Source organism: Streptomyces sp. BK79, assembly GCF_044142145.1.
Taxonomy (GTDB): domain Bacteria; phylum Actinomycetota; class Actinomycetes; order Streptomycetales; family Streptomycetaceae; genus Streptomyces.
In genome coordinates, this window is the sequence record NZ_JBHVOC010000010.1 from 245,452 (window position 1) to 261,764 (window position 16,313).

Genomic DNA, 16,313 nt, shown 5'->3' on the forward strand with positions numbered 1-16,313 from the left:
CCGTGACGGAAGGCACCACCTCCGCCGCTGCCGAGGGCACAGACACCCTGACTCGCCTCGAGAACGAGGGCGAGATCGCCGCGGACTACCTGGAGGGTCTGCTCGACATCGCCGACCTCGACGGTGACATCGACATGGACGTCGAGGCCGACCGGGCCGCTGTCTCGATCATCAGCGACACGAACAGCCGTGACCTGCAGAAGCTGGTCGGCCGGGACGGCGAGGTGCTGGAGGCTCTCCAGGAGCTCACGCGCCTGGCCGTGCACCGCGAGACCGGTGACCGCAGCCGGCTGATGCTCGACATCGCGGGTTACCGGGCCACGAAGCGCGCCGAGCTGTCCGAGCTGGGTGCCAAGGCCGCGGCCGAGGTCAGGAGCAGCGGCGAGTCCGTGCGGCTGAAGCCGATGACACCGTTCGAGCGCAAGGTCGTGCACGACGCGATCAAGGCGGCGGGACTGCGCAGCGAGTCCGAGGGCGAGGAGCCGGAGCGCTTCGTCGTCGTTCTGCCCGCCTGATCGGTTCCCACGTTCTCCGGCCCCGTCTGTTGCGCAGGCGGGGCCGAATTTTTGTCAGCCTGATAGTTCTGGTGGTTCTGGCAGCGGCGCCTGGTACGCCGGTGTCGTACGGAAGGACGGTCCCCCGTGACGGAGGCAGCGGAGCTTCCCCCTGTGCCCGAGCAGGCACGCGACGTGTTCGGCGATCGGTACGCGGACGCGGTCCGCTACGCCGAGCTGCTCGCCGAGGCAGGGGTGAAGCGTGGTCTGATCGGCCCGCGTGAGGTGCCGCGCCTTTGGGAGCGGCACCTGCTGAACTGCGCGGTGCTCTCCGAGGTCGTGCCCGAGGGTGTGACGGTGTGCGACGTCGGTTCCGGTGCCGGGCTGCCCGGGATCCCGCTGGCGCTGGTGCGGGACGATCTCAAGATCACCCTTCTGGAACCGCTGCTGCGGCGCACGAACTTCCTGACCGAGGTCGTCGAGCTGCTGGGCCTGGACCACGTGACCGTCGTGCGGGGCCGGGCCGAGGAGGTCATGGGCAAGCTGCCGCCCGTGCACGTGGTGACGGCCCGGGCCGTGGCCCCGCTGGACCGCCTGGCCACCTGGGGGGTGCCGTTGCTGCGCCCGTACGGCGAGATGCTCGCCCTGAAGGGTGACACGGCCGAGGAAGAGCTGAAGGCGGCGGCCACGGCGCTGAGCAAGCTGGGTGCGGTGGAGACGTCCATCCTGCACGTGGGTGACGGCGTGGTGGACCCCATGTCCACCGTGGTGCGGGTCGAGGTGGGGGAGAGCCCTGGCGGCGTGCGTTTCGCCGCCAAGCGTGCCAAGGCGGCGAGGACGGGACGGACCCGGCGGCGTCGGGGCTAGCCGTCTGGCGGTCGGCCGTACTCCACACAAGCTGCCGAACCTAGGCATGCCGGAGTGTCGCGACAGTTCGGCATCGGCTGCTGTGCATCGTGTTTCACGTGAAACGTCGCTCACTGCTGCACGGCATCATCAGTCGGGGCCGCGCTGCGGCCGACCCCCGTGACCGAAAGCCTCTCGGGTCGCTCGGAGAGGGCACGGAGTTGTCCACAGAGGTGGATTTCTCCACAGAACGCCAGGCCTCACTGGTTCATGACCCCGAAGACATGGGAGGCTCTGTTCATTGCGAGCCTGAAGTCGAGGAGAGTGAATCCTTGCGGTCCGACGCCAACATCGCGGGACCGATGACCGATCCGGTCCCCGGTCCCCGAACCGAGTCGATGGGGGCGGATGTTTCACGTGAAACACCGCCTCCGATGGACGACACTCCGATCGGTCGTGCTGCCCAACTGGCGGTGGAGGCTCTCGGCCGCGCCGGCGAGGGCCTGCCACGGCCCGAGCAGACCAGGGTCATGGTGGTCGCCAACCAGAAGGGCGGAGTGGGCAAGACGACGACGACCGTCAACCTTGCCGCGTCGCTCGCTCTGCACGGTGCCCGGGTCCTGGTCGTCGATCTCGATCCACAGGGCAACGCCTCCACCGCGCTCGGTATCGACCACCACGCCGATGTGCCGTCCATCTACGACGTGCTCGTAGAGAGCAGGCCCCTGTCGGAGGTGGTCCAGCCGGTTCCTGACGTCGAGGGTCTCTTCTGCGCTCCTGCCACGATCGATCTTGCCGGTGCGGAGATCGAGCTGGTGTCCCTGGTGGCTCGTGAGAGCCGGCTTCAGCGTGCGATCCAGGCGTATGAGCAGCCGCTGGACTACATCCTCATCGACTGCCCGCCTTCCCTCGGCCTGCTGACGGTCAACGCGCTCGTCGCCGGCCAGGAGGTACTCATCCCGATCCAGTGCGAGTATTACGCGCTGGAAGGGCTGGGGCAGCTGCTCCGCAACGTCGACCTGGTGCGGGGGCATCTCAATCCCACCCTGCACGTGTCGACGATCCTGCTCACCATGTACGACGGCCGGACGCGGCTCGCGTCCCAGGTCGCCGACGAGGTGCGCAGCCACTTCGGTGACGAAGTGCTGCGGACGAGCATTCCCCGCTCGGTGCGTATCTCGGAGGCCCCGAGTTACGGGCAGACGGTACTGACTTACGATCCAGGATCGAGCGGAGCCCTCTCCTATCTGGAGGCGGCCCGCGAGATCGCGTTGAAGGGGGTGGGGGTCAGCTATGACGCCACGCACGCCCACATCGGCGCACAGAATGACTCGAGCATGGCGGAGGGGATCCAATGAGTGAGCGACGAAGGGGGCTGGGTCGTGGTCTGGGCGCACTGATCCCCAATGCCCCGACGGAGAAGTCGGTGGCTTCGGCAGCGCTGGGTCATGCGGGCCCCGCTTCCCAGGGCGCGATGCCCCTGGTGCCCAGCGACCGTGGCGTCGCCGCGGCGAAGGTGGCCACGCTGCCGCCTGTTTCACGTGAAACAGAGGAGCCGTCGGTATGGGGTGGTGCGGACACTCCGACGCCTCCCCCGGGAGCCCACTTCGCCGAGATCCCCATCGAGGCCATCACGCCGAACCCGCAGCAGCCGCGTGTGGTCTTCGACAGTGACGCTCTGGCCGAGCTGGTCACCTCCATCAAGGAGGTCGGCCTCCTCCAGCCGGTCGTCGTCCGTCAGGTGGGGCCGGCGCGCTACGAACTCATCATGGGTGAGCGCCGCTGGCGGGCCTGCCGTGAGGCCGGTCTGGACGCCATCCCGGCGATCGTGCGTGCCACGGAGGACGAGAAGCTCCTCCTGGACGCGCTGCTGGAGAACCTGCACCGGGCTCAGCTGAACCCGCTGGAAGAAGCCGCTGCCTACGACCAGCTGCTCAAGGACTTCAACTGCACCCATGACCAGCTGGCCGACCGCATCGGGCGTTCCCGTCCCCAGGTCTCCAACACGCTGCGTCTTCTGAAGCTCTCCCCGAAGGTCCAGAACCGGGTGGCCGCCGGAGTGCTCTCCGCCGGCCATGCACGGGCGCTGCTCTCTGTCGAGGACTCGGAGGAGCAGGAGCGGCTGGCCCACCGGATCGTGGCCGAAGGGCTCTCGGTACGGGCGGTCGAGGAGATCGTGACGCTCATGGGTTCCCGGCCCCAGAAGCCGCAGCGGGCCAAGGGCCCCCGGGCCGGCTCACTGGTCTCCCCGGCGCTGTCGGACCTGGCGACGCGGCTCTCGGACCGTTTCGAGACGCGGGTGAAGGTCGACCTGGGGCAGAAGAAGGGCAAGATCACCGTGGAGTTCGCCTCCATGGAGGACCTGGAGCGGATCCTCGGGAGCCTCGCTCCCGGTGAGGGGCCCGTGCTGCAGAAGGGCCTCCTGGACAGTGAAGAGGACGAGCTCGACTCCTGATGCTCGGGTCGGCGGAGCACTGACCGGTGCTCCGCCGGCCGACGGGGCGGGTCGTGTCCGGTGAGTACCGGGACACGGCCCGCCCTTTGCTTTCCGTCGGTGTCGGGGGCACTCCATCGTGGATACGATGCGATCGGGATGGCGCAGTCACCTGGCAGTACTTCTGAGAGGAAGGCAGGGGCCATGCGGACCATGAGCCGTACCGGCCTGGTGAGCGCGGGCTTGGGGCTGGGCGCGGTCGGTGGGTTCATCGGCAGCCTGCTCAGGGAACGGAGCGCTCTGACAGCCGCCCGCGACGCGGCGGGCGAAGGAAGCGAGGAACAGCCTTCATGGGGCGCCGGCTCGTACCGCTCACGCTGGACAACCTTCAGGACCTTCCCCAGCGCTGTCGCACGTGCGTCTTCTGGGAGCTGGACCCCGTCAGCGGTGAAGCCGCGGTAAGGGCGGGCACGGCGGCGCTGGAGAAGGAGTCCTGGATCTCCGCCGTCCTGCTGGACTGGGGATCGTGCGGCCGGGTGGTCTACGTCGACGATGTTCCGGTGGGCTTCGTCCTGTACGCGCCTCCCGCCTACATCCCCCGCTCGGCGGTGTTTCCCACGAGTCCTGTCTCGCCCGACGCGGTCCAGCTGATGACGGCGTTCGTCCTGCCGGACTACCAGGGTCAGGGGCTGGGGCGGGTGATGGTCCAGACGGTCGCCAAGGATCTGTTGCGCCGGGGCTTCAAGGCGATCGAGGCGTTCGGGGATGCCCGCTGGAAGGAGCCCGCCTGCGTCCTGCCGGCCGATCATCTACTGGCCGTGGGCTTCAAGACGGTACGCCCCCATCCCAGTCATCCGCGGCTTCGGTTGGATCTTCGGTCCACGCTGTCCTGGAAGGAAGACGTCGAGATGGCCTTGGACCGCCTGTTGGGAGCCGTGCAGAAGGAGCCTGCGCTGCGTCCGCTGTAGGGCGACGGCGGCGCAGGACACCGAGGCACGGCGAAGGGGCCGACCCGCCGGGGTCGGCCCCTTCGTGTTTCACGTGAAACGTCAGTCGGCGATGAAGTCCTCGAGGTCGCGAACGATCGCGGCCTTGGGCTTGGCGCCGACGATGGTCTTGGCGACCTCGCCACCCTGGTAGACGTTCAGGGTCGGGATGGACATGACGCCGTACTTGGCGGCCGTACCCGGGTTCTCGTCGATGTTGAGCTTGACGATCTCGATCTTGTCGCCGTACTCGGCGGCGATGGCCTCGAGGGACGGGGCGATCTGGCGGCACGGACCGCACCAGGCGGCCCAGAAGTCCACCAGGACGGGCTTGTCGCTCTTGAGGACATCCTGCTCGAAGGAGTCGTCGGTCACTTGCTTCAGGGTGCCGGCCACGGCGGGCTCCTTAACTGGTTGGTGCGTGGGGTGGGGTAGGGGTTCAGACGGCCGTCTTCTCGGGCTCGGCCTTGTCCTCGTCCGTGAGCGCGGCGAGGTAGCGCTCCGCGTCGAGGGCTGCGGAGCAACCGGTACCGGCGGCGGTGATCGCCTGGCGGTAGGTGTGGTCGACCACGTCACCGGCACCGAAGACACCAGTGAGGTTGGTGCGGGTCGAGGGGGCTTCCACCTTCAGGTAGCCCTCCGGGTCCAGCTCGAGCTGGCCCTTGAAGAGCTCGGTGCGCGGGTCGTGACCGATCGCGATGAACAGGCCGGTCACTGCCAGATCCGAGAGCTCGCCCGTCTTGACGTTGCGCAGCTTCAGACCCGACAGCTTCTGGTCACCCTGGACCTCGGCGACCTCGCTGTCCCAGACGAAAGAGATCTTGGGGTCGGCGAACGCGCGCTCCTGCATCGCCTTGGAGGCGCGCAGCGTGTCACGGCGGTGGACGATCGTCACGGACTTCGCGAAGCGGGAGAGGAACGTGGCCTCCTCCATCGCGGTGTCACCGCCGCCGATCACGGCGATGTCCTGGTCCTTGAAGAAGAACCCGTCACAGGTCGCGCACCAGGAGACGCCCCGGCCGGACAGCGCGTCCTCGTTCGGCAGGCCCAGCTTGCGGTGCTGGGAGCCGGTGGTGACGATGACGGCCTTGGCCCGGTGCACCGTGCCGGCGGTGTCGGTGACGGTCTTGATCTCACCGGTCAGGTCGACGGCGACGACATCGTCCGGGATCAGCTCGGCGCCGAAGCGCTCCGCCTGGGCGCGCATGTTGTCCATGAGCTCGGGGCCCATGATGCCGTCCTGGAAGCCCGGGAAGTTCTCCACCTCGGTGGTGTTCATCAGTGCCCCGCCCGCGGTGACGGCGCCCTCGAACACCAGCGGCTTCAGCGACGCGCGCGCGGTGTAGAGCGCCGCCGTGTAGCCGGCGGGCCCGGAGCCGATGATGATCACGTTTCGGACGTCGCTCACGGCTTCATTCCTCGTCTCTGGACTGCGTCTTCAGGGCCGGGCGGAGCTTCTCTCGGAACTCTCACCCCACCCAACGGATCCTACGGGGCGCGCATTCCCGCTGTGTCCGGGCACACGGAGCCGAGGGCCTGGGCATGGAGGCAGGAACCCGCTGCCGGGGCTCGTCAGACGTTCAAGAACGCGCGTACGAGTGGGTGAGCATGACCTCGGCCTTGCTGACGGCAGGCTGATCCACACAGCTGGACTCAACGATGTAGGCGGTCACCCTGCTGTCGTTGGCGGCGTCGGGCAGCACCACGAGAAGGGCTTCCTTCCCCTTGTAGACGCCTTCCTTGGTGGCGAGCGCCGGGTCGTCGCGGCCGATGCCCTTCTGCACGCACTCGGGGACCGCCGGTTGCTTGAACACGCGGTTCTCGGTGCCGGTCTCGGATTCCATTCCGAAGCTGCGCGGCGTGCGCGGCCCGCTCTGGGAGTCCGGCTCGTCCGCGATCAGGCCGGTGACCTCTGCCTTCAGCTTTCCCTCGGAGAAGGTGTCCGCGAGGGCGGTGCTGTCGGACGGGTCCTCCCCGGTCACCGAGGAGACGATCACGGAACCGAGCCCGATGGCGGCAGCGGCGGCGACCGCCCCGAGAAGGGCGATCCTGCGCCGTCCGCCGCTCCGGCGTTGCTTACGACCGGGACCGGTGGCGGAGGGACGGGCGTGCCCGGCGGGACGGCTTCCTGTCGCCGATGTTTCACGTGAAACACGGGTGCTGTCGTCACCACGGTCGCCGTGCCCGGGCGACGGAGCGGAAGCCGCACTCTCCGGGAGGCCGGGTGCCGAGGCGCTCAGCAGTGCCTCGGCCGCAAGGGCGGCGTCGATACGGCCGGCGATGTCGTCGGGCATCCGTGACGGCCCTGGGAGCGTTCCGAGCAGCCCCTGGATCTCCTTCAGTGAGGCGTAGACGTCCTCGCAGAGCTCGCAGGACTCCAGATGCAGTCGTAGCTCCGTGGTCCGGGAGGGCGGGAGGAGGCCCTCCGCGAGGTCGGAGATCTCCGCGACGTCCGGGTGCCCGGCCATGTCTGTCGTCGACGACGTCACGCTCGTCCACCTCCGCCCTTCACTGCTGCCGCGTCACTCTGGTCCGTGTCCGGGGAGCCCGCACGGCCGGGTCCCGCTGCGGGTGGGACGGATGCCTCCTGCGTCCGGTTCCGTTCCGCGGTCATCTTCCTGGTCTCGCCGCCGTCCGGACGCAGGTGGGTGAGCAGCGGCAGGAGCTTCGCCCGGCCACGGGCGCACCGGCTCTTGATCGTGCCGGTCGCCACGTCGAGGATGCGGGCCGCCTCGGCGACGGGATAGCCCTGCATGTCCACCAGGACGAGGGCCGCCCGCTGATCGGCCGGCAGGGTGCCCAGGGCTTCCAGGAGCTGACGGTGCAGGTCGTTGCGCTCGGCGGGTGCCGCGGCCGACTCGTGCGGCTCCAGGAGCTGCTCCAGGCGCTCGGTGTCATCGACGGGGGCGGTCTTCCGGGAAGCGGCCTTGCGGGCGCGGTCCAGGCAGGCGTTCACCGTGATCCGGTGCAGCCAGGTGGTGACGGCGGCCTGCCCGCGGAAGGTGTGGGCGGCCCTGTAGGCGGAGACCAAGGCGTCCTGGACGGCGTCAGCGGCCTCCTCGCGGTCTCCCAGAGTCCGCAGGGCCACCGCCCAGAGACGGTCACGGTGCCGCCGGACGAGCTCACCGAAGGCCTCGGGGTCGCCTTCGACATGGCGGGCGAGCAGGTCCTGATCGCTCACCCCGGCGTACTCGGCGCCTTCCGCCATCGGACCTTCTCCCCTGTCGGCAGACGACCTCAGCTGGCCACCTTGATATCGGTGACGCGGCCTCGGAACTGCCCGTCCGTCAGTGGCAGCTCGGTCAGCCAGACCAGCAGGTAGCGGGACTTGAGTGTCTCGTCCGGCTGGAGTTCCACGGTCGTGCCGGAGCCTTTGGTCACCTTCGTGTAGCCGTTGAAGGACTGCGGTTCCGACTCTGTGTCGCCTCCGGCGCGGAGCTCCACCGACGTGTCGCCAACGAACGACACCGCCACCTTGCCGACCTGCTGCACCTTGCCCAGGTCGATCACGATGCCCACGCCCTGCTTCAACCGTCCGAAGTCGGCACTCGCGTAGTGGCTCGTCTGCCAGAAGGTGGCGGGGTCGCCGTCGTAGGCCTTGCTGACGTCCTCTGGGTATTCGGAACCGTCGGGGGCGAACGGATCGAAGTCGTGCCCGCCCGCGATCGAGATCGGCCGGCTCACCGGCTTCTTCTGACCCTTGTCGTTGTCCCCATCCACCGTCTGCGTCTGGTTCTGGTCGTCGGCTTTGCCGCCCCGCTCCATGAGCGCGTCCGCGAGCTGCCAGCTGCCGAGACCGAGCGCGGCGATGAGCAGGGCGGAGACGCTCCACTTCAGTGCCCTGCCGGTACGGCTCTGCAGAGGGGGCGGAGGCGAGGGCACCGGCTGGGTCACACCGAGATGCGGTGCCGGACGGCCGTAGGCACCCTGCTGATAGGCCGTGCGCTGGTACGTGGGCGGGGCGGTGTACGTCGGCTCCGGCGGGCGGATGCGAGGCATCTCGCTGATCGCCTTCACCAGTTCCTCCGGCGTGGTGCACGGGGACTCGTGGCGGGAGGCGGTGGCGCCGTCGTTGGCGAGCGCCCGCATGGCGAGCTCGGACAGGCCGCGGTGGACGCCCGCGCGCACCTGGTCCGGCGGGATCAGTCCGATGTCCTTGGGCAGACCGGCCAGGCCGTGGGCGTCGCTCTCGTAGGGCCAGCGCTGGGTGAGGGTGGCGTACAGCAGGGCGCCGATGGCCTCGGTGTCGGTGCGCTGGGGAGTGTCGGAACTGATGCCGCGCAGCGCGGCGTTGACGGCGAGTCCCCGGATCCGCCACTGGCCCGTCGAGGTCCGCAGTACGGCGGTGGGGCTGAGGCGCAGGTGGGCGAGGCCCTCGCGGTGGGCGGCCGCCATGGCGGAGGAGACCTGACTGACCATCTGGTAGGCGTCGTACGCCTCCAGTGGCCCGGAGGCGAGGAGCGCGGTCAGCTCGGTGGCGTCGGGAAGCCACTCGTGCACGACGTAGACGAGGTCGTTGTCCTCGACGGCGTCGAGGACCTGGACGAAGCGGGGGTCGCCGAGCAGGGCGGAGGAGCGTGCCGCGGCCAGTACGGAGCGGGCGCGCGGGTGGTCCGCCGGGAGGATGTGGACGCCGACGGCGCGGCGGAGCTTCTCGTCGACGGCCCGCCAACTGCTGAAGCCGTCCAGACGGGTGACGCATTCCTCGAGGCGGTAGCGTCTGGCGAGTTTGTGTCCGCTGTGCAGTTCGGGGGGCGAGTTCTTGCCGGAGCCCTCGCTCGTGGGGTTCCCCTGTACCTCGTCGCTGTCCGTGTCCCGCTCCCGGTTGTTGGCCACCCCGTCGGCCGTGGACTGGTCCGCCTGTGCGGTCAGCGGCTCGTCACCGCTGTTGTCTGCCACGTCGACGGCAGCTGTGCTCCGTTCCGCCACCGTCGTTCCTGCCTCCCCATTCGTTGCGCGCCGGCCGGCTCCCGATGCGCGCAGTCCGACGCCGAACCCAATTGTGCCCACAGTCCGCCGCTATGCACGACACACGGCGGCGGACGATGGTTGTGCGCCTACCCCGGGTCTCAGCGTCCCAGGCGTCCGCGCACCATGCCGACCAGCGAGTTGACTTCCTCGATGCGCATGCGGCGGGCGGCGACGAAGAAGACGCCGAACAGGAGCAGCCCGCCGGCCAGCAGTGCGGCGAACGATCCCAGGACGCCCTGGCCGAGCTCCCTGCTGATCGCGTAGCAGGCCGCACCGCTGAGCAGGGCGGCGGGCACGGACGCGATGCACAGGCGGGCGTACGTCCGCAGCACGCGGGCGCCGTCCAGGTCTCCGCCGAGCCGCTTTCGCAGCCTGCGCCAGGCGACACCGACGCCGATGACGTAGGCCAGGCCGTAGGAGGCGGCCATGCCGACGACGGCCCAGCGCGCGGGCAGCAGGACGTAACACATTCCCGACGCCGTCGCGTTGACGACGGCCACGATGACGGTGTTGTAGAAGGGCGTCCGGGTGTCCTCGTAGGCGTAGAACGCGCGCAGGACGACGTACTGCACCGAGTAGGGGATGAGGCCGAGGCCGAAGGCCATCAACATGTAGCCCATGTTGGTGGCCGCGCCCGTGCCCGAGGACCCGAAGATCAGGGTGCACATCGGGATGCCGAGGGCGACGAAGCCGAAGGAGACCGGGACGATGGCGACGGCCGTCGTGCGCAGACCTTGGGAGATGTCGTCGCGGACCGCGCCCGCGTCGTCCTCGGACGCCGAGCGGGAGATGCGCGGCAGGAGGGCGGCCATCAGGGAGACGGTGATGATGGCCTGCGGCAGGCCCCAGATCAGCTGGGCGTTGGCGTATGCGCTGAAGCCCGTGCCGGGGATGTTGGTGTCGGTGACCGACGCCGTGGCCAGCTGGGTGACGACGAGCGCGCCCGCCTGGTTGGCGAGGACGAAGAGGATCGTCCACTTGGCGAGCATCGCGGCCTTGCCCAGGCCGTGACCCCGCCAGTCGAACCGCAGCCGCAGCTTGAACCCGGTCTCGCGGAGGTAGGGGACCATCGCCAGGGCCTGGACCACGAGGCCGAGGAGAACGCCGACGCCGAGCAGTCGCTCGCCCTCCGGCGGGATGTTGTCCACCGTCATTCCGGAGTCGGCGGCGGTGCCGTAGACCCAGATGAAGGTGCCGAGCGTGACGATGATGACGATGTTGTTGAGGACCGGGGTCCACATCATCGCGCCGAAGCGGCCGCGGGCGTTGAGGATCTGCCCCATCACCACGTGGACGCCCATGAAGAAGATGGAGGGCAGGAAGTACCGGGTGAAGGTGACGGCCGCCTCGTTGGCGGCGGGGTTCGTGGCGACGGGGTTGGACAGCGCCCGCACCAGCAGGGGGGCCGCGAGCATGGCGAGCGCGGTGAGGACGCCCAGGGCCACCATGACGAGGGTCAGGAGCCGGTTGGCGTACGCCTCGCCGCCGTCGTCGTCGTCCTTCATGGCACGGACGAGCTGGGGGACGAAGACCGAGTTGAGACCGCCGCCGACGGTGAGGATGTAGATCATCGTCGGCAGCTGGTAGGCGATCTGGAACGACTCGCCGAGCAGCGCGAGGCCCAGGGCTGAGACGATCATCGCGGACCGGATGAATCCGGTGAGCCGCGACACCATCGTGCCGGCCGCCATGACCGCGCTGGACTTCAGCAGGCCACCCGCACGCCCGCCCTTCCTGGGCGCGGCGGCCGGCGCCGCGGGGGCGGGCTCGGGCGCCTGGAGAGTGGCCTCGGCCGCTTCCGGCGTGGGTGCCGCCGCGAACTGGCCCGGCGCGGGCGCCGCGTACTGCGCCGGTGCCGGAGTCTCGTACTGGCCGGGTGCCGGAGCGTTTCCGTACGGGTCGGGCCCCTGGTGGCCGCCGTACTGGCCCGGCGCCGGGGTGCCGCCGTACTGCCCCGCTCCGGGGGGCCCGCCGTACTGCCCCGGTGCGGGGGCGGGGGCGGGCACGGACGCGTGGTCGTCGTAGGAGGGGTGGCCGCCGCCCTGCTGCTGGTCGCGGAACAGGTGGGCGAAGGCGTCCGGCTCGTGCCGCTGCTCCCCGGCCTGCGTGACCAGGTCGTCGACGCCGACGTACTGGGTGGTGCGCGGGTCGTCGCCGTACGGCAGGTACTGCGTCGCCCCGTCCGGCTCGGGGGCCGGCGTCTGGGCCCAGACGCGGGGGTCGGGGGCGTAGGGAGACTGGGCGGGCTGGGAGTACAGCTGCTGTTGCGGCGGGTACGTGCCCGGCGGCGGCGGAGGGTGCGCGGCGCGGTCGTAGAGCGCCTCGGAGACCGGGTCCTGGGCGGAGAGGTCCTGCGCCCGGTAGGGATCCTGGTCGTAGGCGTCCTGGAGGTACATGTCCGCGGGTGGCTGCGGCGGTGTCTGGCCGGGGCCGGGCGGCGGACCCTCGGGGTGACCCGAGCCGTCCACGGTCTGACCGCGGTCACCGTCGTACGGCGCGTTCATGGTTACCCCACCTCATCGTCCCGGGCCCACGGCCACGACATCCTCAACGGTCCACTCTCTCACCCGTGCCGGACGGGTCGGCGCTTTCCGCTGCGGTGTCCGGGGTCGGGTCACTCGGCTGCTCGGCCTCGCCTGCCCCAGGGCGGGCGTCGGACTCCTCGTCGAGGTGTTCGTCGGTGCCTTCCGGGTCGTCCGGGTCGGCCTCGGTGTCATCGGGCCCGTCCGCGTCACCGGACTCGGCCTTGGCGGCGTCGCGGGCGGCGGCCCGCTTGCGCTGCGTGTACATCCGGAAGCCGGCGAGGACGAGCAGCAGGACGCCGCCGCCGATGACGAGCATCACGGTGGCCGTGATCTCGGTGACCTTCACGTCGAAGGTGACGGGCTCGCCGTACTTGCGTCCGTCCATCGTGTACAGCTGGGCGATCACCGTGGCCCGGCCGTTGGCGTTGGCCGACGTGGTGAACTTCACCGACTGACTGTGGCCGCCGGAGACCGAGATCGGCTGTTCCTCGTAGTCGGCGCCGTCGATCTCCAGGCGCGTCGGGTTGGTCGAGGTGAGCCGCAGGACCAGGGGGCCGACGTCCTGCACGAGGTTGTTCTGCACCGTCACGGGGATCGTGGCGCTGCGGCCGGAGAGCTTCGTCTCGGACTTGTCGATCAGTCTGACCCGGCCGGTCAGTCCGTCGAGGTACTTCTTCACGCCGGCGCGGAACGACTGGGCCTCGGCGGCACGCCCGCGCCAGGACGCGGACATCTCCCGGTTGAGAGCGCGCCCGAAGGGCGTCACGACCCGGGACGGGTCCGACAGGACGACCTTGAAGTTGTCGAGCGTGTCCTGGGTCCGCGCGGTCTGCACGAACGCCGACCGCGGCAGTTCCTTCTTGCGCAGCGCCGAGGGGTAGGAGGAGGTTCCCGGCACCCTCGTGGTGGCGTCCGGGTCCGGCTTGGCGGCGGAGGCCGCGGCCAGCTTCTGGGGCTCGGACCAGGTGCCGTCCTGCAGTGTCCGCAGAGCCTCGGCCATCGCCCGTGCCTGGCTGCCCGTGGGCATCCGCTGGGGGGCGATGACGATGCTGCGTTGCTTGCCGGTCTGGAGGCCCAGGGCGAGGCTCTGGGCGAGGAACCGCTGCACCGCGAGCGTGGACGCGGACGCCTTCGTCAGATCGCCCTCGAACGCCGTGGACAGCCTCGCGTCCGAGACGACGGCTGTCGTGCCGCCGCCGATCGGCCGGGCCGCGGAGGGCGTGTAGGAGAGGCCGTCGCCCTCCTCGAGGCTGTCGCTGCGGACGATCACCTTGTCGGCGCCCGCGGAGGTGGCGACCTTGACGATCGAGCGGTCGACGGCGCCGTCCACGGGCCAGGCGAAGTCGGTGTTCGGTTTCACGTGGAGGATCGGCGGGACCGTGTAGTCGATGACGTCCGTGGCGCTCTTGAGCTGGTTGAGCGAGCCGGTGACGTCGGTGCCGTTGTGCGCCAGGGACGCGAGGTCCGGGTCGGCGAAGGGCAGGGCGACGACTTCCTCGTCGGCGACCGCGTCCTGAAGGTCGGCGAGCCACTGCTTGGCGACCGCCTGGTGGGTGCCCGCGACCGTCTTGTCACCGTCCCGGACGCGGTAGCTGCCTGTCATCGCGTCGACGGAGGCCAGCAGGTCGGGGTCGACCACCCAGGTGACGTCGAGATCCTTGCCCAGCGTCACCATCTGGTTCAGCCGGCCCCCCGGGGAGATCTCCTTGGCCAGGTCGTCGTTGAGGAAGACCGGCGTCTGTTCCTCGTTCGGTCCCGTCTCGGCGGCCATGTGCGTGGTGGAGACGAGCGGCCACAGAGCCGTTGTCCTCGTCTTGGTGCCGGCGGCGTCGGGCTGCCAGGGGAGGAAGGTCCGCTGGATGCCGAGGATCTGCTCCCACGGCTGGGCGGAGGTCTCCCCGGACAGCGAGACGGCGAACTCGTAGACGCCGTCCTCACCGAGGGGGAGGTCGTCGACGGGTACGGAGATGTTGAAGTGCTCGGCGACACCGGGGGCGAGCTTGGCGAACTTGTCGGTGTACTTGTCGTCGATCTCCGGAGCGATGGTCCCTTGGAGATCGTCACCGTCCTTGGCGATCCTGTCGACGGACGACCGGGTGTGGACCTCGGGGCCCACGCGCAGGCCCACGTGGGCGTCGGTGACGGTCTGCTCGCCCTTGTTGGTCACGGTGCCCGAGACGGTCACGGTGTCCCCGTCCGTGGGCGCGGAGGGGGTGAGCGAGTCGACGGCGACGGTCACCGAGCCGGAGTCACCGGCGGCCTTGGGGGAGGACGGCTCGTCGGCGTGCGCCGGGCCGGCGGCGGGGAGCTGGACCAGGCCCGCCAGCAGCGGCGCCCCGGCCAGCAGTGCCGTGCTGCGCCGTAGCCACCGGCGGGCAGGTGAGGGACTGGTCCCCTGGAAGTCTGCCGCCTCGGCCACGCGCTCGCCCGTCCCTCGTCGTCGTCAGTGGTCGTCGGAATGTGCGTCCACGCATGGTAACGATGCGCGCCGAGGGGAAGTGCCGCGGCGTACGCCACAAGATCCGCCGTGGAGCGTGGCTGTGCCGTATGTGCGCCTATAGAGGGAGCGGGGCGAGAGTAGGGGGGTTCGGTACGGGATCAATGGGGGCGCGGGTCTTGGTCCGGGCCACGTACCCTGTTCTGTTGTGCCGAACGCCAATGAAGCCAGCCTCAGTGCCGTGAGCCAGGAGCAGCACCGCGTGGTGAGTGAACCGCTGCGGGTCGCCCCTGTCGCCGACGACCTCGCCCGCCGATTCCAGGAGGCCGGGTTCTCTCTTGCCCTGGTCGGCGGCTCGGTCCGGGACGCGTTGCTCGGGCGGCTCGGCAATGACCTGGATTTCACGACCGACGCCCGCCCGCAGGACGTGCTGAAGATCGTGCGGCCGTGGGCGGACGCCGTCTGGGAGGTCGGGATCGCCTTCGGTACGGTCGGGGCGCAGAAGGACGGCTTCCAGATCGAGGTGACCACCTACCGGTCGGAGGCGTACGACCGCACCTCCCGCAAGCCTGAGGTGTCGTACGGCGACTCCATCGAGGACGATCTCGTCCGGCGCGACTTCACGGTGAACGCGATGGCCGTGGCGCTGCCGGAGAAGGTGTTCATCGACCCGCACGGAGGACTCGACGACCTCGCGGCGCGCGTGCTGCGCACCCCGGGCACTCCGGAGGAGTCCTTCTCGGACGACCCGCTGCGGATGATGCGGGCCGCGCGTTTCGCCGCACAGCTCGATTTCGAGGTGGCGCCCGAGGTGGTCGCCGCCATGAAGGACATGGCCGGGCGTATCGACATCGTCTCGGCCGAGCGGGTCCGGGACGAGGTGAACAAACTGGTCCTCTCCGCGCACCCGCGCAAGGGCCTGACCCTGCTGGTGGACACCGGTCTCGCCGACCGGGTCCTGCCCGAGCTGCCGGCACTGCGGCTGGAGCGGGACGAGCACCACCGGCACAAGGACGTCTACGACCACACGCTCATCGTCCTGGAACAGGCGATGGCCTTGGAGAGCGAAGGGCCCGATCTGACCCTCCGCCTGGCCGCTCTGCTGCATGACATCGGCAAGCCGCGTACACGCCGCTTCGAGAAGGACGGCCGGGTCTCGTTCCATCACCACGAGGTGGTGGGGGCCAAGATGACGAAGAAGCGCATGACCGCGCTCAAGTACTCCAACGACCTGGTGAAGGACGTCTCGCGCCTGGTCGAGCTGCACCTGCGCTTCCACGGGTACGGGACGGGCGAGTGGACGGACTCGGCGGTCCGCCGGTACGTCCGGGACGCCGGCCCCCTGCTCGACCGTCTCCACAAGCTGACCCGCTCCGACTGCACCACGCGCAACAAGCGCAAGGCCGCTGCGCTCTCCCGTGCGTACGACGGGCTGGAGGAGCGGATCGCGAAGCTGCAGGAGCAGGAGGAGCTGGACTCGATCCGCCCGGACCTCGACGGCAACCAGATCATGGAAATCCTCGGTATCCGTCCCGGGCCCGCCGTCGGTCAGGCCTACAAGCATCTGCTGGAGCTCCGCCTGGAGAACGGACCGATGGGGCACGACGCCGCGGTGGCCGC

General features: G+C 69.8%; 13 protein-coding genes. 6 read left to right on the plus strand and 7 right to left on the minus strand.

The window, feature by feature from the left end; all coding sequences use genetic code 11:
* The first annotated feature begins 2 nt into the window (after window positions 1-2).
* The 5 genes from ACFIF2_RS15240 (at window position 3) to ACFIF2_RS15260 (ending at window position 4,742) form a co-directional block, all read left to right on the plus strand.
* Entirely contained in the window at window positions 3-515 is a 513-nt protein-coding gene (locus ACFIF2_RS15240; RefSeq protein ID WP_395573163.1) for a protein jag, read from the plus strand.
* 126 nt (window positions 516-641) lie between these two features.
* Window positions 642-1,361: a 16S rRNA (guanine(527)-N(7))-methyltransferase RsmG gene (gene rsmG, locus ACFIF2_RS15245; protein WP_395573164.1), complete on the plus strand. Its 720-nt coding sequence runs from the start codon at window positions 642-644 to the stop codon at window positions 1,359-1,361.
* Window positions 1,362-1,624: 263 nt separating this feature from the next.
* Window positions 1,625-2,698 carry a ParA family protein gene (locus tag ACFIF2_RS15250; protein WP_395573185.1) on the plus strand — a complete coding sequence of 358 codons (1,074 nt, stop codon included), beginning with the start codon at window positions 1,625-1,627 and terminating at the stop codon, window positions 2,696-2,698.
* Window positions 2,695-3,795, plus strand: a complete 1,101-nt coding sequence (locus tag ACFIF2_RS15255; RefSeq protein WP_395573165.1) for a ParB/RepB/Spo0J family partition protein — start codon at window positions 2,695-2,697, stop codon at window positions 3,793-3,795. Before ACFIF2_RS15250 ends, ACFIF2_RS15255 begins: the two co-directional genes overlap by 4 nt.
* A 329-nt stretch (window positions 3,796-4,124) precedes the next feature.
* The gene (locus tag ACFIF2_RS15260) at window positions 4,125-4,742 is read left to right on the plus strand and encodes a GNAT family N-acetyltransferase (RefSeq protein ID WP_395573166.1); all 618 of its coding nucleotides are present in this window, start codon (window positions 4,125-4,127) and stop codon (window positions 4,740-4,742) included.
* Between the two features lie 81 nt (window positions 4,743-4,823).
* Here ACFIF2_RS15260 and trxA read toward each other — a convergent pair whose 3' ends face one another.
* From trxA to ACFIF2_RS15295, 7 genes are all read right to left on the minus strand, one after another.
* Window positions 4,824-5,156 (minus strand): thioredoxin, encoded by a 333-nt coding sequence (gene trxA, locus ACFIF2_RS15265; RefSeq protein ID WP_063482508.1) that lies wholly within the window; start codon window positions 5,154-5,156, stop codon window positions 4,824-4,826.
* 43 nt (window positions 5,157-5,199) lie between these two features.
* The gene (trxB, locus tag ACFIF2_RS15270) at window positions 5,200-6,168 is read right to left on the minus strand and encodes a thioredoxin-disulfide reductase (protein WP_395573167.1); all 969 of its coding nucleotides are present in this window, start codon (window positions 6,166-6,168) and stop codon (window positions 5,200-5,202) included.
* 172 nt (window positions 6,169-6,340) lie between these two features.
* A complete protein-coding gene (locus ACFIF2_RS15275; protein ID WP_395573186.1) occupies window positions 6,341-7,228 on the minus strand; it encodes an anti-sigma factor family protein in 888 nt (295 codons plus the stop codon).
* Window positions 7,229-7,245: 17 nt separating this feature from the next.
* On the minus strand, window positions 7,246-7,968 hold the full coding sequence (gene sigM / locus ACFIF2_RS15280; RefSeq protein WP_395573168.1) for an RNA polymerase sigma factor SigM: 723 nt from the start codon (window positions 7,966-7,968) through the stop codon (window positions 7,246-7,248).
* A gap of 29 nt (window positions 7,969-7,997) precedes the next feature.
* The gene (locus ACFIF2_RS15285; protein WP_395573169.1) at window positions 7,998-9,689 is read right to left on the minus strand and encodes a protein kinase family protein; all 1,692 of its coding nucleotides are present in this window, start codon (window positions 9,687-9,689) and stop codon (window positions 7,998-8,000) included.
* Window positions 9,690-9,829: 140 nt separating this feature from the next.
* On the minus strand, window positions 9,830-12,235 hold the full coding sequence (gene murJ / locus ACFIF2_RS15290; RefSeq protein ID WP_395573170.1) for a murein biosynthesis integral membrane protein MurJ: 2,406 nt from the start codon (window positions 12,233-12,235) through the stop codon (window positions 9,830-9,832).
* A 43-nt stretch (window positions 12,236-12,278) separates the two neighbouring features.
* The gene (locus tag ACFIF2_RS15295) at window positions 12,279-14,675 is read right to left on the minus strand and encodes a DUF6049 family protein (RefSeq protein WP_395573171.1); all 2,397 of its coding nucleotides are present in this window, start codon (window positions 14,673-14,675) and stop codon (window positions 12,279-12,281) included.
* A gap of 226 nt (window positions 14,676-14,901) precedes the next feature.
* Here ACFIF2_RS15295 and ACFIF2_RS15300 point away from each other — a divergent pair.
* On the plus strand, window positions 14,902-16,313 hold a 1,412-nt coding region (locus ACFIF2_RS15300), incomplete at its 3' end, for a CCA tRNA nucleotidyltransferase (RefSeq protein ID WP_395573172.1).